This window comes from Paraburkholderia sp. J7 (assembly GCF_905220155.1).
Lineage (GTDB): Bacteria > Pseudomonadota > Gammaproteobacteria > Burkholderiales > Burkholderiaceae > Paraburkholderia.
Genome location: NZ_CAJMYZ010000001.1, coordinates 348,551 through 372,323, shown reverse-complemented (window position 1 = coordinate 372,323; position 23,773 = coordinate 348,551). Strand labels below are relative to the sequence as shown.

Genomic DNA, 23,773 nt, shown 5'->3' with positions numbered 1-23,773 from the left:
ACAAGGAACAGTGATTTGTTTGCTACCGTCGCAGAATTCTTTGTCGGTTACCGCACATAGCTTTCCAATTGTTTTTTTAATTTTGACTATCCTAATTTACATAAGCGATCGTTCGTCTCATCGTGCCGTGAGCAGCACGGAGACGCGATGTTCAATTGGGTATTCTCGAAGTCGCAATCGGGATCGTCTTCATCTACCTGTTGCTGAGTCCGACGTGAGCGGCGCTTAATGAAGGCCGGTCGACGACCGGGGCCGTGCCGAAGATTCGATTCGGCGATGGAGACTATTGAACTTTGTGCGGCGGCCGTGCATGGGCGAGAAGCCGAGCACTAAACCCGATAGTTGACCTGTTCATAAGCGGACGCGGCAATGGAAACCAGCCTGTCGGATGCAGAAAGCGCGGCGCGTGAGATCATAGGCGGCAAGGACGCAAAGCTGACTGAGGTGCTCGCTTTGGAGGAAGTGCTTCGCCGTGGTAGAAAATTCGGTACTGCGCGTAAGATTCTGGAGCGCTGCGCGGACCACCGCGATCTGGTGGGCAACGCGGCGCTGCGGCTCAAGGTCGGACAGAAGCGAGCGCTTTGCACTTACAAGGATCCAGACCTCGCAAACGACAAGAAACTCGACGATGCATTCAGGATTCTGCAGTCGGTCGCCGACCTCGAAACGACTGACGATCAAGAGACGCTAGGGCTCGCTGGCGCCATCTTCAAACGGAAATGGGAATTGACCGCTCAGGTGCGGTATCTCGAGTCGTCTTTCGCGTTTTATTATCGCGGCTATCGGCAGGGTGTAGAGACCGACTTTGGATATACCGCGATCAACGCGGCTTTCGTATTGGAGTGCCTCGCCGATATCGTGAGTGTGCCCGACCAACCGGCCAATATCGACGTCTCACTGTCGCCGCAGCGCCGGGAAGCTATGGCGATCCGCAGGGAAATCGTCGATAAGCTGCCATCGCTCCCTGAGCAGCCCGGCAAGGAATGGCTACGCAAAAGATGGTGGTTTCTCGTCACCCTCGGAGAAGCTTATTTCGGCCTCGAAGCCTGTGAACCCGCACGCGAATGGTTGATGAAGGCCGCCGCGCTTCCGGACGTGCCGGACTGGGAGCAGGAAAGCACGGCTCGCCAGATCGGGGCGCTGCTGGTCATGAAAAGGGATCTCGCGCGCCAACGCGAACAGCAAGTCGACCCGCGCCTCGAGGAAGTCCTGCGCGAGTTTCTCGGCGCGGGCTCGCCGGCGCTGGAATCCGCGCTTCGCGGCAAAGTGGGACTGGCGCTTTCGGGTGGAGGCTTTAGGGCATCGTTCTACCATATCGGCGTGCTCGCCAAACTCGCCGAACTGGACCTTCTACGTCATGTCGAATGTCTTTCCTGTGTCTCAGGAGGTTCGATCATCGGCGCGCACTACTATCTGGAGGCGCGTAAATTGCTCCAGGAGAAGCCCGATCAGGAAATCGGGCGAGAGGACTACATCCGCATCGTGCAAAGGATCGAGGCCGACTTTTTCGAGGGCGTCAAGTCGAATGTGCGAACCCGGATCGCCGCCGAGTGGTTGACCAACATGAAGTTGATCTTTTTCCCGGGATATTCCCGCACCATGCGAGCCGGGGAACTGTACGAATCTGAGATCTTTTCTAGGGTCGACGATGGAGAGGGAAACAAGGATCGCTGGCTCAACGACATCAAAATTTGCCCGAAGGGCGCACAGCCCGATTTTTCTCCGAAGGATCACAACTGGCGTCGGGCCGCGAAAGCGCCGGTTCTGGTGCTCAACGCGACGACGCTGAACACCGGGCACAACTGGAATTTCACGGCGTCGTGGATGGGTGAACCTCCTGCGGGTATCGATTCCGAGGTGGACGCGAATTATCGGCTGCGACGAATGTATTACTCGGACGCGCCGTCGCCGCACGAGCGCGTCAGGCTCGGCTACGCCGTGGCGGCGTCTGCTTGCGTGCCGGGCATTTTTGAGCCGCTGACGCTTGCGAACATTTATGAGCGCAAGCCGGCGACCGAAGACCGGATGGTCCGGCCTCTGGTACGGCTGGTGGATGGTGGCGTGTACGACAATCAGGGAGTGGCGGCGCTGCTCGAGCATGACTGCTCTGTGTTGATCGTGAGTGACGCCAGCGGGCAGATGCAGGACCTCGACTTTCCCAGCAACGGCCTCCTTGGCGTTCCGCTGCGGGCGAACAGCATTCTTCAGGCGCGTGTGCGTGTCGCGCAATTCGAACAGCTATCGGGCAGGTTGCGAGGAGGCTTGCTCAAGGGACTTCTTTTCGTCCATCTCAAGAAGGACCTGGAAACAACTCCGGTTGACTGGATCGATACTCAGGAGCCGTCGCCGCCGCCGACACCCGACCCACTGACCAAGTACGGGATACAGCGTCACATTCAGCGCCTGCTTGCCGGCATTCGAACCGATCTCGATTCGTTCTCCGAGACGGAGGCGTATGGGTTAATGGCGAGTGGCTACCTGATGACCGAGCATTATCTCGACAACACGGCGTTGGGCTTTCCTGTCCCCCCGCAGACGCGCCAAGGATGGACTTTTCTTGAGATCGAACGGTTCTTGAAGGATCGGCGCCGCGATGCGCCGCTCGTCACGCAACTCAAGGTAGCCAACACACTTTTCTTCAAGGTCTGGCTGTTGATGCGCCAGTTGCAGATCATTGCCGGCGTTTTCGCGATCTTCGCGCTTACGCTTCTCGCGTACTCAGCGTATGTCAACTGGAATCAGTCCATCTTTACGCTCTCCGTGAAGCAAGTGGCAAGCGCCGTCGGCTTTGCTGCTCTGTCTCTGCTTGGGCTTGGTATGTTCGGAAAATTTTGGAACTATCGCAAGACGGCAACGGAAATACTCATCGGAGTCGGAATGGCGACATTTGGTTTCGCGCTTGCGCGCTTGCATCTACATCTATTCGACAAGCTTTTTCTCTGGCAGGGCACGATGAGGCGGCTCAAAGGCCACGAACCGACCTCGACTGTTGCCCCGGCGCAGCCGGCGCGCCCATGAGTCGACGATCGATATGAATTCCCGCCCCAACATTCTCACCGGATGTTTCATTTTTGCTAGAAGTTCGCCTTTACAAGCTTCATGCCCATTCCTATAACCAACAATAATCTACGGCTCAGTCGCTGGATAACGACGTTTATGCAAAACTCAGGAAGACGAACGGTACGGTTTCTTGAACGACTGCGCTCGCTTGCAATATTCAGCCTGAGTGCGATAAATCTCGTCGCTATTCCGCCTTCCGCCGAAGCTGCCATACCGCCCGCGCGCGAATCGCTCGACCTGCGCGTCATCAAGGTCCGAGAGCGCCTTCAAGACTATTCGAAAGCACAGAAGCACGCGGATGAATCCCGGGACGGAACGGAAACGCTGGCGCAGTGGTTCAAATGGCCAAACTGGGGTAATTGGCCGAACTACTGGAACAACTGGCGAAACTGGTTCAATGGCTGAGTGCCCGGCTCGTCGTCGCCGGGTGATCGAGGTTCTTGCGAGGAGATCGTCGTGGTTGCGTTATCTCCCATTCGCTGGCTGCACGCCCGCCCGCACCGTTCAGACGGCCCCGCGGCACTTCACGCGGAATTCGATGCGAACGATTTCCATCCAGCGCTGAAAACGGATCTACTGATCCTTCAGCCAACGCCGTTCTGCAACCTCGATTGCGACTATTGCTATCTCCCGGACCGCAACGTCAAGGCGCGCATGAGCCTGGAGACGGCCGCCCTCGCAGCGCGGCGGCTCACGCGCGACGATCTCGTGGGCGACAATCTCACCGTCGTATGGCACGCGGGCGAACCGCTTGTCATGGGGCCGGCGTTCTATGACGCTGCGATCAACGCCATCAGTGAGGCGCTGCCTCCCTACTGTGAGGTGAGCCACTCGATTCAGACCAACGCCACTTTGATCGATGGCGCCTGGTGCGACTTGTTCGAGCGTCACGGCATGCACGTGGGCGTCAGTGTGGACGGACCAGCGCAATTGCACGACGCGCATCGCCAGACGCGCAGCGGTAAGGGAACGCATCGTCTCGTCGAACGAGGCATGCGCTTGCTCGCCAAGCGTCGTATCGCATTTCACGCGATCGCGGTGGTGACGGACCTCACGCTGAACCAGCCAGATGCGTTCTATGACTTCTTCATGGAAAACGCGGTAACGGAACTGGGCTGCAACTTCGATGAAGCCGAAGGCGTGCACGCGCGGTCCAGCCTAGCGGATCAGGAAGCATCCCACGCCGCGTTTCTCGCGCGCTTGATGGAGCGGTGGGCCGAAACGGCCGGCGCCGTACGGATACGCGAGTTCGAGCGTTCCTATCGGTCGATCATGCATGCGCTGCCGACCTACGAGTGGCAAGGGCGAAGCTTTCCGCAGAACGCGCAGGTCACGCCATTCGCGATCGTTTCAGTGGCTTGGGACGGCGGATTCTCGACGTTTTCCCCGGAACTGCTCGGCCAGCGTTCGACCGAGTTCGGTGATTTTCTGCTCGGCAACGTCCATACCGGTGGTTTCATCGCAAGCGCAGGTTCGTCGCGGTTCCGACAACTGTGGAATGCGGTGCTGCAAGGCACCGATGCATGCGCGCGGAGTTGTAGCCACTTCAATTATTGCGGCGGCGGCGCGCCCGCCAACAAGCTCTATGAGAATGGCCGGCTGGAGAGCGCTGAGACGCTCTACTGCCGGACCATGGTCAAACGCCCCTTCGACCTCGTGCTGAATCGCCTCGAAACAGAGCTCGAATTCCTTCATCAAAAAGTCTCGGCTGGGAGGCACGCTGAATGAAGAACTATCTGGATTGCCAATACAGCGCGTTCATCAGCTACGCAACCGACGACGACGTGCTGCTATACGACTGGATCAGCACGTTCGCAGGCGAGCTCAACCTTCGCGTTCCCGCCCGCCTGAACGGTGCGAACTGGCGAAAGGTACATCTGAGCGGAAGCACGCCCGTAGTGGCGGGAGCACTGGATGCTCAACTGAAACAGCGCATCGCCAATTCGTTCGCGATGGTCGTCGTCGTGTACAAGAAATACAAGCTCTCGTCGCACTGTCTGAAAGAGCTCCAATATTTTGCCTCCGTATTCGGCGAAGCGGCGCTGAAAGAGAGGCTCTATATCGTCGCCCTGTCGGAGGAGTCCATCGAAGAGCGGCTCGCGTCTGCTGACTGGAAAGCCATTTTCAGGGACTTTGATCCGACCTGGACATGTTTCTACGATGCCATCGACAAGGGCAAAGCGTTGCCCATCTCTGGAGACGATGGCAAGACGAGACCCAAGGCATTCACGGAGATCTTCACCCTGCTCTGCGACGACCTGAGCGAGAAGATCAACGCGACAACGCAGAAGGCACCCGCCGCGCCCGCATTCGTTGCCGCGCAACCGCTGCCCGACGTTCCGGTCGTCACGGCGCAAGGTCCGGGCAGCAGAAATGGGGCGCTGATCTACATCGAAAGCAACATACGCGAGCGTGATGAATGGGAGGCGATCGGCGATCGCATCCGCGCGACCTGGAACAGCCTCGTAGGAAGCGAGTCTGGCGCCACACCACTGGCGCTGTCGGCGAGGGGCCTCCCAGTCGACGATCTCGATAAGTGGCCGAGTCTGTCCGACGCGGACGGCGTCGTCCTTCTCTGGGGGCGAAAGCCTCCCAACGCGCTGATTGCCCAGATCGACAAGGTGGAAGGGAAATTATCAGGGCGCTACCCTGCGCCCGGCATCGTGGCTTACCTCATTCCTCCGCAGAACAGGACCGGTAACAAGTTGCCGGCGTGGGGGTGGAAGGTGCTGCGCTTCAATGCCGACGCCATCAACAAGATCGACGTGGATCCCGAGGAAGCCGATGATCTCAAGAGCTTTCTCAAGAAAATTCTCGATCATTCGAGAGCGCGCGTCTTCACGGGCGAACAACCGCTTCATGGCACGGGGACATCATGCTGATGAGCCAGTCTGCCAGCGAAGAAGAGATCTGGACGCTGCCGTCCGGTCCCTATCCCGGTCTGCGGCCGTTTCTCGCGCACGAAGCCGCACTGCTGTTCGGACGGGATCAACAGGTGAACGACATACTCAAGCGACTACGACGCTCGCGCTTCGTAGCCGTGGTGGGCGGTTCAGGCTCGGGAAAATCGTCGCTAATCTATGCCGGCGTCGAGCCAGCCTTGCGAAGTTTCGGCGTGCGCGGCGCCGGCGACTTCTGGCTTTCCGTCATCGCCACTCCAGGTACCGAAGCCGCGGGCGCCGTAGCTCACGCCTCAACGGCCGACGCGACGCAGGGGCACAATTCGCCGATCGTGCGCTTCGCCGCTAAGTTCGAAGCCTTGTTACGCCCCGAAAAGGATCTCATCGAGCAAGGGCTGAGAAAGCGCTATGCTCGCCCGCCGGACCGGACTCGCGTCGATGAGATCGCCGATGTGTTCAGACAGGAAGGGGGCTTCGCGAGACTGATCGAGGAATATGGTCCCGAACTCAAACTGCCGCCTGGCCTCGAGGCCGTCGAGGCGCACTATCTGTTTGTGATCGACCAGTTCGAAGAAATCTTTCATCCGACCAATGCTCGCAACGAGGAATGTGCCTGCATGGTGGAACGGATCATCGAGCACTTCTTCAATCCACATAAGCGCTGCTATGTCGCCCTGACTATGCGCAGCGAGCACCTTAACGATTGCCCGCGCTTCCTCGGACTGCCCGAGGCGATCAATCGGTCGCTGTATCTCGTGCCCCGACTGGACGAGCCACAACTGAAAGACGCGATCGTCGGTCCGGCAAGGCGATATTTGCGGCTCGTCATGCGTCAGGCCGAAGACCCGAGCGCCCTGCCCGAAACCGTCGATGTGGACGAGGACGTGGTGGCGCGCCTATTGTCCGATACGGTGCAGATCGCCGATCCTGACCATCTGCCGCTCTTTCAGCATGCGCTGTTCCGCCTGTGGGAAGCGGCCTGTCTTCGCGTAAGTCGCCGGGGCGAAGCGATTCCCGCGCGCATCGTCTGGGACGATCTCTGTGTAGCCTGTCTCGCTTGCGACGACCGCAAGGAGATCGGCACCGATAACATTTTGCGTGGTAGCCTCGAATCTTGGGCGCAAAGGCAATATGCCGCCTGCACGGACGTGCAGAGAGAACAGATCGACGCCATGTTGCAGCGGCTCGCATACAAGGACCCGAACACGGGAGCCTATACACAGCAGCGTCTCGAAATCTCCGAGTGTTCGGGCTTCCTCGGCGAAGATTGCGATCCGAAGCAGGTCTGCGATCTGATGAACAAAGTGTTCGTCGAGCCCGCCAACTATCTTTTCTGGGACACCGGCACGCCCGACAAGACGACCCTGAAGGTCTCGCACGAATCGTTCATTCGCGGCTGGGCGCACTTTCGGAAGCTGATCGACACTGAAGCGAACCGCTTCGAAGAATTCGTCACCACGCTGAAGCTGTGCCAGTCATGGCTCAGTGCCGAAGAGAAGGACGAAACTCGTCTGCTGAGCGCGACGGATCTAGGACGCATGCGCGAGAAGAACATTCGCGAAGTGCTCGAGAACAGCGCGACGCGTCAGGCTTGGTTCAAAATGCTATCACTGGACCGGGACGGCGAAACCCTAGCCGGTGTGGAGACGCATCTGGACAAGTTCCTCAAGCTGTCCATCGAGAAGCAGGAGACAGAGGCGTTTCATCGAAAGGCCGTGAAAGTCAGCCTGTACGGCGCGCTAGCGCTCGTCGTGCTGGTCGTGCCGTTCGCGCTCTTCTCGCTGTTCGTGCAAGGCCCGGTCGTGGACCGCGCCGAACATCTGTACGAAGCGGGCGTACTGCTCGGCACGACCCCCGTGCCGAGCATATATGACAGCATCGGAAGCAACAGCGATACCGTCGGTCGCCTGTTGCTTTCAGCAGAACTGATAAAATTCGGGCGCTACGGCGACCCCGACATGATGCAGCAATTCTCTTCACACGTGCTGAAATGGTTCGACTGGCTGCCTCCGGTCAGGCGGCATGAAGACTTTCTCGTCAAGATGGCGAGTCTCGTGGAGCCGCCCGCGAACGGGACCATGCGCAGCATCCTCAGCACGGTAATCTGGGGCGCAGATGGTTTTCCTCCCGCCGGCGCATTTGCGCAACCGAACGTTTTCCGCGACGTCAAATGCTCGTCGCGCGCAAGCCCCAACGATCTGGTCACGGGGACCGTGTTTGAGCAGGGCACATCGGGCGGCGGAATGGACCCTCGTGCCCTGTTCGTCCGATTGGTCGAGAAAGGCCCTGGCGTTTCTGTGTATTCGGCCGAGATTGATACAGACAAAAAGTGTTGGCTGCTCGATGGTGTGTTCGCTGACAATGCGGACCAGGCAGTGATCTTCGATGCGACTCTGCACTACATGTTTTTGACGACTCGAACGTCAGATTACGTCGCCACCTTCGGCAACGCCGGAGTCGTCACGTTGTTCGAGATTCCCTGGGCGGTGAACAAACAGGGACAATCACGCGCGGCGCGCGCGCGCCAGGTGACAGTGCTCGCGAATGGCGACGATGCCGAGGCGGTGCGGACGGCAGCAGGAAGCAGCCATGTAGACGTCGTGAACAGTTGGGCGACGCCGGGCGGTGTCGGCCTCTCGGTTCATGAGCACAGATGGCGGATGGTGTCCGCCGGGTCCGCGATACCGATGCGCATTGAGGACAAACAGGGCACCCTGGACAGCCTCGTACCCGCGACCGGTGAATGTGAGAACCTAGAGTCGATGCGCGCAACAGCAGGCGCTAAGAATGGTGAATCCGGACAAGACGCGGCGACGATGTATCAGGATTCGGAGCGACACTGCATCGAGATTGCGCAGTACTCGAAGGTGATCTTCGATGGTTCGTCGGGCATTTCGCAGGAGACCCGCACGATGCCCGATGGCATGACTCAATTCGCGATTACCGTCTTCGACAAGCCTGCCACAGGAGATCTGTCGAAGGGCGTTTTGCCGATACCCATCGCGAGCCTGACGAACTTCGGACTGTTCAAGGTGGACCAGCCGAACTGGTATGTCGGCAAGGCGGGGCAATACGACGGATGGATCGTGATGCGTACCGAACTCAACGCTCAGGAACATATGTACGGTGCTCCGTGGAGCACGAACGCGCTGATGGCCTTGTTAAAAACCATAAAAGTCCGAGGCGCGGGCTCCGTCCCTGGCGCGACACCGGCCACGGTGAAGTCATCCGCGGCCGTCTTGCACTGATATCTTCTTCAGCTTGAACGACACGCGATTGTAGACGTTGTTGCCAATGTACATTTCGTTCGTCACCACTCCCGGACGCTCGCCCTTGTCCAGTTGCGGCCGAAATCGGGCCAAGGTTGGCGCCCGAGCGTTTATTGTCTGCCGGGCGGGTATGCCCGTCGCCAAACTGATGCCGATAGAGCCTCCTCGCAGTACTACCTTGATGAAGCGCGTATGTCGAAGCCGCTCAGGACTTACAAAGCTGAGTTGATGCGCGGCAGCGCGGCGCGACCCCGGCCGCAACGTGGTTCGACGAAGACGTTCTAGGCAATTGCGAGCGTGGTATCTGATTCGGGATGTCCCCGCGAGGCTCTGTTCATGAGTCAGGGCACGGCTTCATGTGAAGATCGCGAGCGCCGTCGTCCGTGCTCAACGGAGAGGCCGACGAAAATCTGATCGGCCCATCACGCTCTCATCAATTTTCCGTTTCGTGCTACGACCGCCAGATTCGCGTGGCGTAAAATCGGGTCGCACCCAAGCGCTACTACTTTGGCGCGAGCGTAGGCGAGTCGCACTAACTCCGTCGCACCCGACAGGACACTTGTGGCGCGGCCTCTGGCAAGTCCTTGATTTTATGTAGGCGCCGTCTCATTGACTATGGCGCCCTACGGCTGCTGCCATTGAAAAGCAAACGCCCGGTTCCCCGGGCGTTTTTATTTGATGCCGCAACTCGTGCAGCAAAGCCCACCGAGATGCGATGAAAGCGCCCTGAGAGGCGCTATTTTTTTGTCTGGAAGACAGCAAGAACTCGCGCCCGGAAGTATCCACAGCCCTCAGCGGATAACCCTCGGAAAACCCCAGGAAATCACTGTGCATGAATCGGGGATAACCTCGGCAGCCCGAAAAGTGTGGATAAGTTGCCAGCAGCTGCCTGGCGTTGTCCCGTTAACACCCGCAAGGTTATGTTTTTTCCACAGCCTTGTTTACTCAATGGTTTTCCACGGTTATCCACAGAATACCCAGGGCCTTGTTAACTATTACTATGTTTACGTATACATACGTTATTAAAACCTTAGAACCCTCGCATCGGAAACGAAGATGCCGCCATAAAACGCCCCGGCGGCATCGTTCTTACCCTGCAAATCGCACGGCTCAAACCAGCGGGATATAAAGCTCCGTCTTCAGGTCCTCCGGCGCCGCCTCGTCAGGCGTATTCAGATAAACCTCGAACGAAGGCGCCGAAAAGTCCGGCTTGCGCCCGAGCTTCTGCAAGCCTTCGTTGTAAAGCCACATCCACGCTTGCTGCAGCCCCTCATACGGCCCCTTGTGAAGCACCATCGCGTGTTCGCCGCCACGCAGCTGAACCTTCTCGACAGGCGCCAGGATCTCCACATCGGTTTCTTGCCCCAGATGCAGTGCCGCTTTCGAGCGCAGCTTCGATTCTTCGACCGTCTTGGGATCGTCGTAAAAGATGCCGACCATCTTCGAACCGGACGTGCGCACGTTGCGCTCGCCAAGCCATTGCGCGAGCGTGTAGAACGCGTCGCTGATCTTCATGTACGGACCCACGTGGCTGACGGCGAGCAGATCCATTGGCTCGAGGGTGAGGAGCTTCACGTCGCGGTTTTGCATGATGGCGTCTCCAGGTGCACTGGCCACGCGAATGCGCGGCTGCATGCGCCCGAAGATAGCACCGTGCTCCGGTAGACGCCCTCGGCGTGCCGAGGACTCGAGCGTCACAAACTCACACGTGTTACCGGATGCGCCTCGAGCCACGCGTTCTCTTCGTCGTCGTAGAGCCGCGAGCGCGTGAGAAAGCGCAGGCCCGTGGGTCGTTCGAGCGAAAACATGCCGCCGTTGCCTGGCACGGCGTCGATGATGAGCTGGGTGTGCTGCCAGTACTCAAACTGCGCCTCCGTCATATAGAACGGCATCCTGCCGATTTCTCCCAACTGCACGTCGGCATTGCCGACCATGAAGTCACCGACGGGAAAGCACATGGGCGCGCTGCCGTCGCAGCAGCCGCCCGACTGGTGAAAGAGCACCGGGCCATGTTCGCGCGTTAGCTGCTCGATCAGCGCGAGCGCGGCCGGCGTGGCGGTAACACGTTCGACCATCTCGTGACGCTCCTCAGAGGTTGCAACGAAGCAGGCGTCGCGCGCAGTGGCGGCTTCCGGGCCGCAAAAACACCGCGCGCGACGCGCAGGGCACGCAGTGGGATCAGAAGAACCCGAGCGGCTGCTCGCTATAGCTCACGAGCAGGTTCTTCGTTTGCTGGTAGTGGTCGAGCATCATCTTGTGGTTCTCGCGTCCGATGCCCGACTGCTTGTAGCCGCCAAACGCCGCGTGCGCCGGATACGCGTGGTAGCAGTTGGTCCACACACGCCCCGCCTGGATCGCGCGGCCAAAGCGGTAGGCACGCGTACCGTCGCGCGTCCACACGCCCGCGCCGAGGCCGTAGAGCGTGTCATTGGCGATTTCCAGCGCTTCTTCTTCGGTCTTGAAGGTCGTGACGGACACTACGGGCCCAAAGATTTCCTCCTGGAAGATGCGCATCTTGTTGTGACCGCGGAAGACGGTGGGCTTCACGTAGTAGCCGTCGCCGAGTTCGCCGGTGAGTGTGTTGCGCTCGCCGCCAATCAGGCATTGCGCGCCTTCCTGCTTCCCGAGGTCGATATACGAGAGGATCTTCTCGAGCTGCTCCTGTGAGGCCTGTGCGCCGATCATCGTCTTCGTATCGAGCGGGTGGCCTTGCTGGATCGCCGCCACGCGCTTGAGCGCGCGCTCCATGAAGCGGTCATAGATCTTTTCGTCGATGAGCACGCGCGACGGGCACGTGCACACTTCGCCCTGGTTGAGCGCGAACATCGCAAAGCCTTCGAGCGCCTTGTCGAAGTAGCTGTCGTCGTGGTCGAGCACGTCGGCGAAGAAGATGTTCGGGCTCTTGCCGCCCAGCTCCAACGTCACCGGAATGATGTTCTGGCTCGCGTACTGCATGATGAGGCGGCCCGTGGTGGTTTCGCCCGTAAAGGCGATCTTCGCGATGCGCTTGTTCGAAGCGAGCGGCTTGCCGGCTTCGAGACCGAAGCCGTTCACCACGTTGAGCACGCCGGCCGGCAGCAGGTCCTGGATCAATTCGGTCAGCACGAGGAACGATGCGGGCGTCTGCTCGGCGGGCTTGAGCACCACGCAGTTGCCGGCCGCGAGAGCGGGCGCGAGTTTCCACGCGGCCATGAGGATCGGGAAGTTCCACGGAATGATCTGGCCGACCACACCGAGCGGCTCATGGAAGTGATACGCAACCGTGTCGTGGTCGATCTCGGAGATGCCGCCTTCCTGCGCACGCACACAGCCCGCGAAGTAGCGGAAGTGGTCCGCGGCGAGCGGAATATCGGCGGCGAGCGTTTCACGCAGCGGCTTGCCGTTATCGATGGTCTCGGCCACGGCGAGCTTGTGGAGGTTATGCTCGATGCGATCGGCGATGCGGTTCAGAATATTGGCGCGGTCGGTGGGCGAGGTCTTGCCCCACGCGGCTTTCGCTTTGTGTGCGGCGTCGAGTGCGAGTTCGACGTCGGCCTCGCGCGAGCGCGGAATGGACGTGAACGCGTGACCCGTGATGGGCGAGATGTCGTCGAAATACTCGCCGCCGAGCGGCGCCACCCACTCGCCGCCGATGAAGTTGCCATACTGCTTCTTGTACGGGAATTCGGTGGTCAGGAATTGCATGTCCGCGTGATTCATCTCCGTGCTCCTCTGTGTTCTCGATCTCGATATGGACGGGCGCAGCGAGGCCGCGCTACCGCGGGACGCTAACGCGAGAACCATGCCAGCGCGGCGGCGCAGCCGCGTCGCGCCATGCGGTAGCGGCTCAGCGCACGCGTACCCTGAAAATGCGTGATACGCGGGCCATGCATGCAATCGGCGGATTGCGTCAGCCCGGAACAGAGGGGCATTCAACTGCTCAAGAAGTGAACAGCCGGGAAGCGCAATATCGACGGGAGTTGGAGATTTGCGGCGCGCGGGCCGCACTTGAGGTAGGCTTTGCACCCGTAACAGTCAGGAGAGTCTGCATGTCGAGTACATTCGTTTGCCGCAACCAGTCGTGCGGCACCCCGTGGGAACAGAGCGAGGTCGTGATCAAGAACGAAGGGCAGGGGCCCTTGTTCCGGTGTCCGCTGTGCGGTGCCCGCAACTACCTTGAGCAGTTCGAAGACGACGATGGCAACGTCGTCTATGAGCAGGTGGACGGCAAGCCCTTCCTCTGAGCGCTGGCGGCTAGAGGATCTGGGTCGCGAGCGTGATGCCGAAGAAGAAGCCGCCAACCAGGCCAAGCGCACGGCCGACCAGTAGCTGGTTCAGATCCTCGTCCAGCATCATGGGGTCGCGCCGGTCGCGCAGCATCGTTTTCAGCAGCAAGGGGCGGATCAGGAGTGCGCAAGCGGCGATCACGACCGGCACTGCAAGGCGGACAGCCAGGCTGACATGCTTCTCGGGCGGAATATCCAGCCAGACCAGGAGCAGGACCAGAATCGTTGTGACGAGCGCACCGACGATTGCGCCTGCCACGAGCCGGTCGACAGGATGACCGTGCATCATGATTTACCTCGTTGGAACAGTTGACCTGACTATGATCAGCATTTAGTCAGAAAAACCCTATAGGAAGAGTCTGAAAGTGAGATAGGCTATTCGGGATCAAATCATTCGGATTCCGAAGTTTATTGCCGCCGATGCCGTTGCGGACCCGGCAAATGTGGAAAGCGAATGGGCGGCTTGCCGGCGAACGACGAAGCGTGAGAGTCGGGCGGCGAGGCGCCGGTTTCAGCGGCTTCCATCCCCAATTTAGTCAGACGATTTGTTACCTATCCATACGGGTAGGCTGGCGAGCGCCCCGGAGCGTCCTACAGTACTTCATACGATAAGAAACCACGGCAGGACCAACGGGGAAAGCCATGACATTCGTCGAACAGGAAATCGCGCACATCGCGCGCGTGATGCCGCCGTCGCTGGCCGGCGATTTCGAGATGCCGGTGATGGGGGTCGCCTACTGGCGCAAGCGTCTGCACGCGCTTCTCAAGCAGAACCACCTGACTCACGTTCAGCTTTCGACCGTCGACACGCTGCTTCGCCAGCTCGACGGCTTCGAGGCGCTCAGCCGCTGGCTGCCGCGTCCGAAGCAGGCGTCGCGTCACGTGAGGCGGGTGAAGTAGCCCAAGAAAGTGCCCGGGGAGAAATGCAAAAAGCCCGATCGCAACGATCGGGCTTTTTGACTGAATTGGCTGGTGGGGCGTGAGTGACTCGAACACTCGACCTACGGATTAAGAGTCCGCTGCTCTACCAACTGAGCTAACGCCCCCAACAGAAAAAAGATTATGCAGGACTTTTTGGGACTTGGCAAGCCCTTTTCGCAAAATTCCTGAGAATAGTGTGTCGACGCGGCGCAAGCCCTGTCTGCGTGTGCGTTTGCGCCGTCACCGCCGGGGCCGTGCTGTCCCGGTATGATGTCGCCACCCCTGGCGTCAAACCAGGTTTCAAGCCAGTCGCTGTGTGCCGCCTGTTCACCGAGCTTAGGTGGTTGGCTGTAATCGGCCGCAATCGTCGCACGGCAATCCACAAAGGCAAACGATGGACGACAACGCAATCGACGCGCTGCTGGAGCGCGTATTGGCCCCGTGGGTGCGCGCGCTCGGGATGAAGCCCGTCGAGGTCTCCGAAGAGAGCGCCACCTTGCGCCTGCCGTTTTCGGGCGAGCTGCGCCACTCGGGCGGCGTGATCTGCGGCCAGGTTTTCATGGCGGCGGCGGATACGGCCATGATCGTCGCGATATCGGCCGCGCTTGGCGGATTCAAGCCCATGACGACCGTTGCGCTGAACACGAACTTCATGCGCGCGGTGCGCAAGGGCGACGTGCTCGTCACGGCTCGCGTGCTGCGCATGGGCCGCAATCTGGTGTTCGGCGAAATAGAACTCTACGACGAAGACGGCCGGATGGCGGTTCACGCGACCTCGACTTACGCGCTGCTCGATTAAGCTTGGCGCTTCCGATCGTTTTCGGTCGCTTCGAAGGACGTAGAAGGCATGTTCGATCAGGTGGTTTTCGCCGGCGGCGGCAATCGCTGCTGGTGGCAGGCAGGGTTCTGGGACATCGTCCAGCCCGAGCTGCGCATTCGCCCGCGCGTCATTACGGGCATTTCGGCGGGCGCGGCCACCGCGTGCATGCTCTACACGCGCGACGCCGACTGGGTCATGCGCTATTACGAGGAAGCGCTGCGCCACAACAAGCGCAACGCCTACTGGGGCAACCTGCTGCGCGGCGAATCGGTGTTCCCGCATTACCGCATTTATCGGCAGGCGCTGCTCGACATCTACGGCGAACCGTTCACGCAGCTCCAGGACGCGCCTGAGATCCGCATCGGCGTGTCGCATGTGCCGCGCTGGCTCGGCGCGCGCAGCGCCGTGGCGGCGGGTCTCATCGCGTACAACATCGAAAAGCACATTCGCAAGACGCTGCATCCCACGCTCGGGCGCAAGCTCGGGTTTCATCCGGAGTTCGTGACGGCGCAGGAATGCGCGAGCGTGGAGGATCTGGCCGATCTCATCCTGCAGTCGTCGTGCACGCCGCCGTTCACGCCAGTGCTGCGGCGCGACGGCCGCCCGGTGCTCGACGGCGGCATGGTCGACAACGTGCCGGTCGGCGCGCTCGACGAGACGCCCGGCCGTGTGCTGGTGATGGTGACGCGGCTTTATCCGCGTCCGCAGATGTTCGTGGTGCGGCACCAGGCGGCGCAGGGCGTGCAGCAGCGCCTGTACGTGCAGCCATCGGCGAAGGTGCCGATCTCGAGCTGGGACTACACGAGCCCGCAGCAGATGCAGCACGCCTACAACCTCGGCCGCGTGGACGGCGAGCGTTTCCTCGCGCGTTTGCCAGACGTCATGGAATCGGCCGCGCACGCGTAAGCGTACTCGGCCGGATCAGAAGCAACCGGAAAGCAGCGGAGAGGGCGGCGCGCGCCGCCCCCATGCGGTCGCGCTTACTTGCGGCGGCCGCCTTGCAGCGCTTCGGGGTTCGCGACATTTGCGTGGTCGCCCGCATCGAACGCGAGGATGTTGCGGAACGCCGCGCCGAAGTACAGCTCGTAGCTCTCGCGCTCCACATAGCCGATGTGCGGCGTGCAGATCACGTTTTCCATGCGCAGCAGGCTGTAGCCCTGCAGGATCGGCTCGCTTTCGTACACGTCGATCGCGACCATGCCTGGCCGGTTTTGCGAGAGCGCGCCGAGCAGCGCGTTTTCTTCCATCAGCTCCGCGCGGCTCGTGTTGACGAGCAGCGACGTGGGCTTCATGCGCAGCAGGTCTTCCTGCTTCACGATCCCGCGAGTGTCATCGTGCAGGCGTAGATGTAGCGACAGCACGTCGCTCTCTTCGAAAATCGCCTCGCGGCTTGCGGCGGCTTCGTAGCCGTCGGCGCGCGCCGCTTCGAGCGAATGCTCGCGGCCCCACACCAGCACGCGCATGCCAAAGGCCTTGCCGTAGCCGGCCACGAGACGGCCGATCTTGCCGTAGCCCCAGATGCCGAGCGTCTGGCCGCGCATCACTGTGCCGAGGCCAAAATTGGGCGGCATGGCCGACGTCTTGAGGCCCGACTGTTGCCACGCGCCCTGCTTGAGGTTGGCGACGTACTGCGGAATGCGCCGTTGCGCGGCCATGATGAGCGCCCACGTGAGTTCGGCGGGCGCGACGGGCGAGCCGGTGCCTTCAAGGACGGCGATGCCGCGCTCGGTGCAGGCGGCGATGTCGATGTGCGGACCGGCCTTGCCCGTCTGGCTGATCATGCGCAGATGCGGGAGCTTGTCGAGCAGTTGCGAGGTGATGCGGGTGCGTTCGCGAATCAGAACGAGCGCGTCGACTTCGGCGAGACGGCTGGCGAGCTGGCCGAGGCCTCGCACCGTGTTGTTGAAAACCTTGACCTCGTGGTCGGCGAGCAATTGAAAGCAGTCGAGCTTGCGGACGGCGTCCTGGTAGTCGTCAAGGATGGCAATTTTCATGGCGGCGGGTTGTTTTGCGTGTTTTGTATCGCGCCATGCGTGGCGCGACTTCGGTGTTCATCTGGTGGTTATCCCACTATGCAGCGCCGCGAAGGCTGGTATGAATATGGGGAGCCTTCACGTCGCTCGCCGCGTGCAGCATCGGGCATTGCAATTGCACCACCTCAAGGCTACGCACGCAGGATTTTTGACGCGGCAATCAGCCGCGAATTTGCAACTTTTAACAGCTTGTCGGGCTCCGATGCAAGCCGCTTTACAGACGGTTTCGAACCCCAGGCTAAAGGACCTTGACGACCTGCCCAACTGCGCGGACCGATTCGCATGTTGATCTGCCATCAACATTCGGTTCGCATGAGTTGCGCCTCTCGCGTGCAGCGTCTACAAGGGCCGATCCCCTTTTTACAGCCCTAAAAATGGAGACAGCTCGATGAACCATCCCGATTACCAAGCCCAGGCCGCCGCGCAGGTGCCCGCCTGGGTCCGGCACCGGAAATTGATCGATTGGGTGCATAAAATCGCTGCGCATACCCAGCCGGACCACATCGTCTGGTGCGACGGTTCGCAGGAGGAATACGACCGCCTGTGTGCGCAGATGGTCGAGGCCGGCACGATGCGCCGCCTCAATCCGCTCAAGCGCCCGAATTCGTATCTCGCCTGCTCCGATCCCTCGGACGTCGCGCGCGTGGAAGACCGCACCTTCATTTGCTCGCCCAGCAAGGACGACGTCGGCCCCACCAACAACTGGGTCGCGCCTGCAGAAATGCGCACGACGCTCGACGGCCTGTTCGCGGGCTCGATGCGCGGCCGCACGATGTACGTCGTGCCGTTCTCGATGGGCCCACTCGGCTCGCCTATTGCGCATATCGGCGTGGAGCTTTCCGATAGTCCCTACGTGGCCGTGAACATGCGCATCATGACGCGCATGGGCCGCGCGGTGTACGACGTGCTCGGCGAAGACGGCGCGTTCGTGCCGTGCGTGCACAGCGTGGGCGCGCCGCTCGCGGCGGGCGAGCAGGACGTGCCGTGGCCGTGCAACCAGACGAAGTACATCGTCCACTTTCCGGAAACGCGCGAGATCTGGAGCTATGGCTCGGGTTACGGCGGCAATGCGCTGCTCGGCAAGAAGTGTTTCGCGCTGCGCATCGCCTCGACCATGGGCCGTGACGAAGGCTGGCTCGCCGAACACATGCTGATTCTCGGCGTGCGCTCGCCGGAAGGCCGCAAGTACCACGTCGCGGCGGCGTTCCCTTCGGCGTGCGGCAAGACCAACTTCGCCATGCTGATTCCGCCGCCTGCCATGAACGGCTGGGAAATCACCACGATCGGCGACGATATCGCGTGGATCAAGCCCGGCGTCGACGGCCGCCTCTATGCGATCAATCCGGAGGCGGGTTACTTCGGCGTGGCGCCGGGCACCGGAGAAAAGACCAACTTCAACGCCATGGCGACGCTCAAGGAAAACGTGATCTTCACGAACGTGGCGCTCACCGACGACGGCGACGTCTGGTGGGAAGGCATGACCGACGAGCCGCCCGCACACGCAATCGACTGGATGGGCAACGACTGGACGCCCGCCATCGGCAAGGAAACCGGCCGTAAGGCCGCGCATCCGAACGCACGCTTCACGGCGCCGGCTTCCCAGTGCCCGTCGATCGATCCCGAATGGGAGAACCCGAAGGGCGTGGCCATCGACGCGTTCATCTTTGGCGGCCGCCGCTCGACCACGGTGCCGCTCGTGACCGAGGCGCGCGACTGGACCGAGGGCGTCTACATGGCCGCGACCATGGGCTCGGAAACCACGGCCGCGGCGGCGGGGCAGCAGGGCGTGGTGCGCCGTGATCCTTTCGCGATGCTGCCGTTCTGCGGCTACAACATGGCCGAGTATTTCGGCCATTGGCTCGACGTGGGCGAGCGCCTCGCCACGACCGGCGCGACGCTGCCGCGAATTTTCTGCGTGAACTGGTTCCGCAAGGGGCCGGATGGCAAGTTCGTGTGGCCGGGCTTCGGCGAGAACATGCGCGTGCTCGAGTGGATGGTGCGCCGTATCGAAGGCAAGGCCACGGGCGACGAGCACGCATTCGGCGTGTCGCCGCGCTACGGCGATCTCGACTGGAGCGGTCTGAACTTCACGCAGGCGCAGTTCGAACAGGTGATCTCAGTGGACGCCAACGACTGGCGTGCCGAACTCGCGCTGCACGCCGAGCTGTTCGACAAACTCGCTCATGGTTTGCCGGAAGTGTTGAAGGACGCTCGCAAGACGCTGGAAGCACGTCTCTAATCATGTGACGTGAGCGCTCACTAACTGAGTGGCCGCCTTCGGGCGGCCATTTCTATTTCCGGGGTCGAATGCATTGGTGCAGTGCAGAGGCCCGTCTGTTCGGCATCTGACTGGTTATCTCGCTGCGATGCGCAAAATTGTTTCGTTCGAGGTAACAATCGAACCTCTGTTAATGCATTTTGGGGCGCAGTCGCAGAATTCGTAAAGAAAATAAGGGCTTCGGAGGCAACTTCTGCACGATTTCTGCTGTCGTAGGAGAATTCGCGGTTTCCTCCGCTGATTAACAGCGGGGTAGTAACAGGCAGGAGTTGTCTCATGGATCATTTGCAGTCGATGCGAGTATTCGTCAAAGTGGCCGACCTCGGCAGTTTCGCCCGGGCCGCCTCCGCGATGGATATCTCCAACGCGGTTGCGACGCGGCACGTTGCCGACCTCGAAGGTCGGCTGGGCACGCGTTTGCTCAATCGCACGACCCGCAGTCTCTCCCTGACCGAATCGGGTCAGGTCTATCTCGAGCGCGCCCGCCAGATTCTCGATGAGCTCGAGGATGTCGAACAGATGGTCGTCGCGCGCAATCACGAACCCGTCGGCACGCTGCGTATCGTCGCGCCGGTCGTCTTCGGGCTCCACAATCTCGCTCCGGTGCTGCAGACGTACACGCAGCGTTATCCGCAAGTCATTCCCGACGTCACACTGGTCGACCGTCAGGTGGATCTCGTCGAAGAAGGTTTCGATCTGGGCGTCGTGACCGCGCGCCAGATGCGTAGCGCGAGCATTGTCACGCGCCGCCTCACGACCGGCTGCATGACGGTATGCGCGACGCCTGCGTACCTCGAAAAGCACGGTACGCCCACGCGTCCCGAGCACCTCATGGAGCACCCGAGCCTCTCGCTGCCCTCCGAGTATTGGGGCGACGAGCGCGTCTTCACGGGGCCTGAAGGCGAAGTCCGCGTGCGCCCGACCAATGTGATCGTGGCGAACAACACCGAGATGCTGCGCCAGTTCGCGCTGCTCGGCATGGGTATCGCGATTCTGCCGAGCTACCTGATTGGCCGCGACATGACGCGCGGGCGTCTCGTACGGCTGCTTGGCGACTATCGTCTGCCGCAGGTGGAAATCAACGTCGCGTATCCGAGCCGCCGTCACCTGCCGGCCAAGGTGCGCACGTTCATCGACCACCTTGTCGAGCACTTCAGCCAGACGCCGAACAGCCAGCTTGGCGAGCAGTGGGTCAAGGACGGCCTTGCGCGCCCGGCCGTGGCGGGTCGCAATGGCGTGGCGAGCGACGACTACGACGGCGCGCAGCCCGTGCCGGGTGGGAGCCTGCACGACGGCGAGCACAACGGCGTAGAAGCCGATCGCGCGCCGAAGGCAGCCCGCGCTTCGGCGGCGCGCACGCGGACGTCGGCGATTTCGCCGCTATGAGATTGATATCGTCGTTCATCGGACGATAAAAAAGGCGCAGCTTCGTGAGAAGCTGCGCCTTTTTGTTAGGCTGCGCCTTGGTCGAGGCCGGCCCTTGAACGGATCGCTTAGGAGCCCGTCTTGCGCGCCGGCGTCTTGCGGGCGGCCGTCTTGCGTGCCGGTGCGGCTTTGGCGGCCGCCGTTTTGCGTGCGGGCTTGGCCTTGCCTTCTTCTGCCGAATCTGCCGCGTCGTTCGCGGCATCGTCCTTAGCCTCAGCCGATGCTGCCGACTTCTTCGCGGCCGTCTTGGCCGCCGTCTTCGCGCTCGGCTCCTTCTTCTCGAACTCGAAACCGATCTTGCCGTCCGGCTGTTTGACGAGGAAAGCCTTGAAGTTGCGACCCGTACGCGACGACTTGAAGTTCGTCAGCAAGTCGGTCCGGCCTTCGGCCAGCAGCTTCGCCATCTGGTCACGCGTGATTTCCTGCTGGAGGATCACCTTGCCCGAGCGGAAGTCGCAGGTCTTCGGATTCGCGACCGAGTGCTCGCACACATAGCTCATGCCGTGCTCGAACACGTGGCCCTTGCACTTCGGGCAGGCACCCACTGGCTCCTGCTGCGAGAAGTCAGGCGCTTCGCCATCTTCGGTCCCCTGGTCCTGGCCGAAATCGAACTCGAGCTTGTAGTTCTTGATTTCGTCGTCGAACGAGAGCTTGAGGATGGCCGAGAACGGCCGGCCCATCTTGCTGCGGAAGCCCGAGAGCGGGCCGATCGTCTTGTTCTGCAGCAGCTCTTCCACTTCGGGGATTTCGAACTGGCGGCCACCCGGAATCTTCGAGATCGAGAACTCGCACTTCGTGCATGCGAAACGGCGGTAGTTCTCCTTCACCTGGCCGCCGCAATTCGGGCACGGCGTGGTCAACGTCGCGTAGTCGCCGGGGATCGTGTCCGAGTCGTATTCCTTCGCGCGCTTCACGATGGTCTGCGTCATGCGGGCGATTTCCTGCATGAACGCGTCGCGCGGCAGCTTGCCGCGCTCCATCTGCGAAAGCTTGTACTCCCATTCGCCGGTGAGTTCCGGCGCGGTGAGTTCTTCCACGCCCAAGCCGCGCAGCAGTGTCATGAGCTGGAACGCCTTGGCCGTGGGAATCAGCTCTCGCCCTTCGCGCACGAGATACTTTTCGCCCAGCAGACCTTCGATGATGGCCGCGCGCGTGGCCGGCGTGCCAAGACCCTTGGCGGCCATGGCCTCGCGCAGCTCTTCGTCGTCCACGAGCTTGCCCGCGCCTTCCATCGCCGAAAGCAGCGTCGCTTCGTTGTAGCGCGCAGGCGGCTTGGTCACGAGTTGATGCGCTGCGATCTTGTCGGTCTTGACCTTCTCGTCCTTCTTCACCGGCACGAGGTTGGCGTCGTCGCCGGCCGCGTCGCGGCCATAGACCTGCAGCCAGCCCGGTTCGACGAGCACCTTGCCTTCGGTCTTGAAGTGATGACCGGCGACTTCGGTAATACGCGTGGTGACGCGATATTCCGCGGCCGGGAAGAACACGGCGAGGAAGCGCTTCACCACGAGGTCGTAGAGCTTCTGCTCAGGCTCGGAAAGCGACTTCGGCGCCTGCAGCGTCGGGATGATGGCGAAGTGGTCGCTGATCTTCGAGTTGTCGAAAATGCGCTTGTTCGGCTTCACCCAGCCCTTGTCGAGCACCTGCTTCGCGTGCGGCAGGTAGTTGTTGCTCTCCTTGAGCATCTCGAGCGTTTCCTTCACGGTGCCGAGGTAGTCCTCGGGCAGCGCGCGCGAATCGGTACGCGGGTAGGTGAGGACCTTGTGCTTTTCGTACAGCGCCTGGGCGAGACCCAGCGTGTTCTTGGCCGAAAAGCCGAAGCGGCCGTTGGCTTCGCGCTGCAGGCTCGTCAGGTCGAAGAGCGCGGGCGAGAGCTGCGTTGACGGCTTCGATTCTTCGCTTACCGTGCCTTCGCGGCCGTGGCAGGCCGCGACGATGGTTTCGGCGGCCGGCAGGCTCCAGAGGCGCGAGTCGCGCTTTTCCGGATCGAACTCGTCCTTCTTGAATTTCGGGTCGTACCAGCGGCCTTCGTAGAAACCGCCCGCACAGACGAACTCGGCACGCACTTCCCAATAGTCGCGCGCAATGAAGCGGCGGATTTTCTCTTCACGTTCGACGACGATCGACAACGTTGGCGTCTGAACGCGACCGACTGTCGTCAGGAAGAAGCCGCCGCCCTTGCTGTTGAAGGCGGTCATCGCGCGCGTGCCGTTGATGCCAACGAGCCAGTCGGCTTCCGAGCGGCAGCGGGCGGCGTCGGCGAGCGGCTGCATGTCGTGGTCGCTGCGCAGGTTCGCGAAACCGTCGCGAATCGCCTGCGGCGTCATCGACTGGAGCCACAGGCGCTGGACCGGCTGCTTCGCCTTCGCGTGCTGCGCAATGAGGCGGAAGATCAGCTCGCCCTCACGCCCCGCGTCGCAGGCGTTGATGAGCTGCGTGACGTCCTTGCGCTTCATCAGCTTGTTGAGCACCTTGAGCCGCGATTCGCTCTTGGCAATCGGGTTCAGGTCGAAGTGCGGCGGGATCACGGGCAGGTGGGCGAAGCTCCACTTGCCGCGCTTGACCTCGTATTCCTCGGGCGCTGCGATTTCCAGCAGATGGCCGACCGCCGACGAGAGCACGTAGTCGTCGCTCTCGTAGTACTCGTCATGCTTGGTAAAACCGCCCAGAGCGCGCGCGATGTCGTTCGCGACGGATGGCTTCTCGGCGATGATCAGAGCTTTGGACATGACTGGTTGCTTGTGGGTGTATCCGGTTGGCGCCCCGGGGCCGATGCCGCCTGAATGGGCGCTTGGGCGCGATGCC

Annotated in this window: 17 protein-coding genes, 1 tRNA gene and 1 pseudogene; 11 read left to right on the top strand and 8 right to left on the bottom strand. The window is 61.2% G+C overall.

The window, feature by feature from the left end; all coding sequences use genetic code 11:
• Positions 1–369 precede the first annotated feature (369 nt).
• From U5A58_RS01685 to U5A58_RS01665, 5 genes are all read left to right on the top strand, one after another.
• Complete coding sequence (locus U5A58_RS01685) at positions 370–3,018, top strand: tetratricopeptide repeat-containing protein (protein ID WP_321960042.1); 2,649 nt, start codon at positions 370–372, stop codon at positions 3,016–3,018.
• 138 nt (positions 3,019–3,156) lie between these two features.
• Positions 3,157–3,465 (top strand): hypothetical protein, encoded by a 309-nt coding sequence (locus U5A58_RS01680; protein WP_321960041.1) that lies wholly within the window; start codon positions 3,157–3,159, stop codon positions 3,463–3,465.
• Positions 3,466–4,788: a cyclophane-forming radical SAM/SPASM peptide maturase GrrM/OscB gene (grrM, locus tag U5A58_RS01675; protein ID WP_321960040.1), complete on the top strand. Its 1,323-nt coding sequence runs from the start codon at positions 3,466–3,468 to the stop codon at positions 4,786–4,788.
• Complete coding sequence (locus U5A58_RS01670) at positions 4,785–5,942, top strand: hypothetical protein (protein ID WP_321960039.1); 1,158 nt, start codon at positions 4,785–4,787, stop codon at positions 5,940–5,942. The genes grrM and U5A58_RS01670 overlap by 4 nt, the downstream gene beginning before the upstream one ends.
• Complete coding sequence (locus U5A58_RS01665; RefSeq protein WP_321960038.1) at positions 5,936–9,208, top strand: hypothetical protein; 3,273 nt, start codon at positions 5,936–5,938, stop codon at positions 9,206–9,208. The genes U5A58_RS01670 and U5A58_RS01665 overlap by 7 nt, the downstream gene beginning before the upstream one ends.
• Here the strand turns inward: U5A58_RS01665 and U5A58_RS40825 are convergent.
• From U5A58_RS40825 to adh, 4 genes and pseudogenes are all read right to left on the bottom strand, one after another.
• Positions 9,203–9,315, bottom strand: a pseudogene (locus U5A58_RS40825) (recombinase family protein); the annotation flags it as partial. The gene U5A58_RS01665 and the pseudogene U5A58_RS40825 sit on opposite strands and share 6 nt — an antisense overlap.
• Before the next feature lie 1,024 nt (positions 9,316–10,339).
• On the bottom strand, positions 10,340–10,819 hold the full coding sequence (locus U5A58_RS01660) for a GyrI-like domain-containing protein (protein WP_321960037.1): 480 nt from the start codon (positions 10,817–10,819) through the stop codon (positions 10,340–10,342).
• Between the two features lie 104 nt (positions 10,820–10,923).
• Entirely contained in the window at positions 10,924–11,304 is a 381-nt protein-coding gene (locus U5A58_RS01655) for a DUF779 domain-containing protein (RefSeq protein WP_321907282.1), read from the bottom strand.
• A 103-nt stretch (positions 11,305–11,407) separates the two neighbouring features.
• Entirely contained in the window at positions 11,408–12,928 is a 1,521-nt protein-coding gene (gene adh / locus U5A58_RS01650; RefSeq protein WP_321960036.1) for an aldehyde dehydrogenase, read from the bottom strand.
• A gap of 329 nt (positions 12,929–13,257) precedes the next feature.
• Between adh and U5A58_RS01645 the strand changes: the two genes are divergently transcribed.
• On the top strand, positions 13,258–13,452 hold the full coding sequence (locus U5A58_RS01645; RefSeq protein ID WP_069264575.1) for a hypothetical protein: 195 nt from the start codon (positions 13,258–13,260) through the stop codon (positions 13,450–13,452).
• Between the two features lie 10 nt (positions 13,453–13,462).
• On the opposite strand, the gene U5A58_RS01640 is transcribed toward U5A58_RS01645, so the two are convergent.
• Complete coding sequence (locus U5A58_RS01640; RefSeq protein ID WP_321934462.1) at positions 13,463–13,783, bottom strand: hypothetical protein; 321 nt, start codon at positions 13,781–13,783, stop codon at positions 13,463–13,465.
• A 353-nt stretch (positions 13,784–14,136) separates the two neighbouring features.
• Here U5A58_RS01640 and U5A58_RS01635 point away from each other — a divergent pair, with 353 nt between their 5' ends.
• Entirely contained in the window at positions 14,137–14,394 is a 258-nt protein-coding gene (locus U5A58_RS01635; RefSeq protein WP_158756626.1) for a hypothetical protein, read from the top strand.
• Positions 14,395–14,464: 70 nt separating this feature from the next.
• On the opposite strand, the gene U5A58_RS01630 is transcribed toward U5A58_RS01635, so the two are convergent.
• A tRNA-Lys gene (locus U5A58_RS01630) sits at positions 14,465–14,540 on the bottom strand.
• 269 nt (positions 14,541–14,809) lie between these two features.
• On the opposite strand from U5A58_RS01630, the gene U5A58_RS01625 reads away from it, so the two are divergent.
• Both U5A58_RS01625 and U5A58_RS01620 read left to right on the top strand, forming a co-directional pair.
• The gene (locus tag U5A58_RS01625; protein WP_321934461.1) at positions 14,810–15,214 is read left to right on the top strand and encodes a PaaI family thioesterase; all 405 of its coding nucleotides are present in this window, start codon (positions 14,810–14,812) and stop codon (positions 15,212–15,214) included.
• A 48-nt stretch (positions 15,215–15,262) separates the two neighbouring features.
• Positions 15,263–16,141, top strand: a complete 879-nt coding sequence (locus U5A58_RS01620) for a patatin-like phospholipase family protein (protein WP_201698344.1) — start codon at positions 15,263–15,265, stop codon at positions 16,139–16,141.
• Positions 16,142–16,215: 74 nt separating this feature from the next.
• Here the strand turns inward: U5A58_RS01620 and U5A58_RS01615 are convergent, their stop codons facing one another.
• Positions 16,216–17,229 (bottom strand): D-2-hydroxyacid dehydrogenase family protein, encoded by a 1,014-nt coding sequence (locus U5A58_RS01615; protein WP_321934460.1) that lies wholly within the window; start codon positions 17,227–17,229, stop codon positions 16,216–16,218.
• Between the two features lie 427 nt (positions 17,230–17,656).
• On the opposite strand from U5A58_RS01615, the gene U5A58_RS01610 reads away from it, so the two are divergent.
• Both U5A58_RS01610 and U5A58_RS01605 read left to right on the top strand, forming a co-directional pair.
• Complete coding sequence (locus U5A58_RS01610; RefSeq protein WP_321960035.1) at positions 17,657–19,507, top strand: phosphoenolpyruvate carboxykinase (GTP); 1,851 nt, start codon at positions 17,657–17,659, stop codon at positions 19,505–19,507.
• 315 nt (positions 19,508–19,822) lie between these two features.
• The gene (locus tag U5A58_RS01605; RefSeq protein ID WP_321907294.1) at positions 19,823–20,932 is read left to right on the top strand and encodes a LysR family transcriptional regulator; all 1,110 of its coding nucleotides are present in this window, start codon (positions 19,823–19,825) and stop codon (positions 20,930–20,932) included.
• Between the two features lie 107 nt (positions 20,933–21,039).
• Here the strand turns inward: U5A58_RS01605 and U5A58_RS01600 are convergent, their stop codons facing one another.
• Complete coding sequence (locus U5A58_RS01600) at positions 21,040–23,697, bottom strand: DNA topoisomerase III (protein ID WP_321960034.1); 2,658 nt, start codon at positions 23,695–23,697, stop codon at positions 21,040–21,042.
• Positions 23,698–23,773 lie beyond the last annotated feature (76 nt).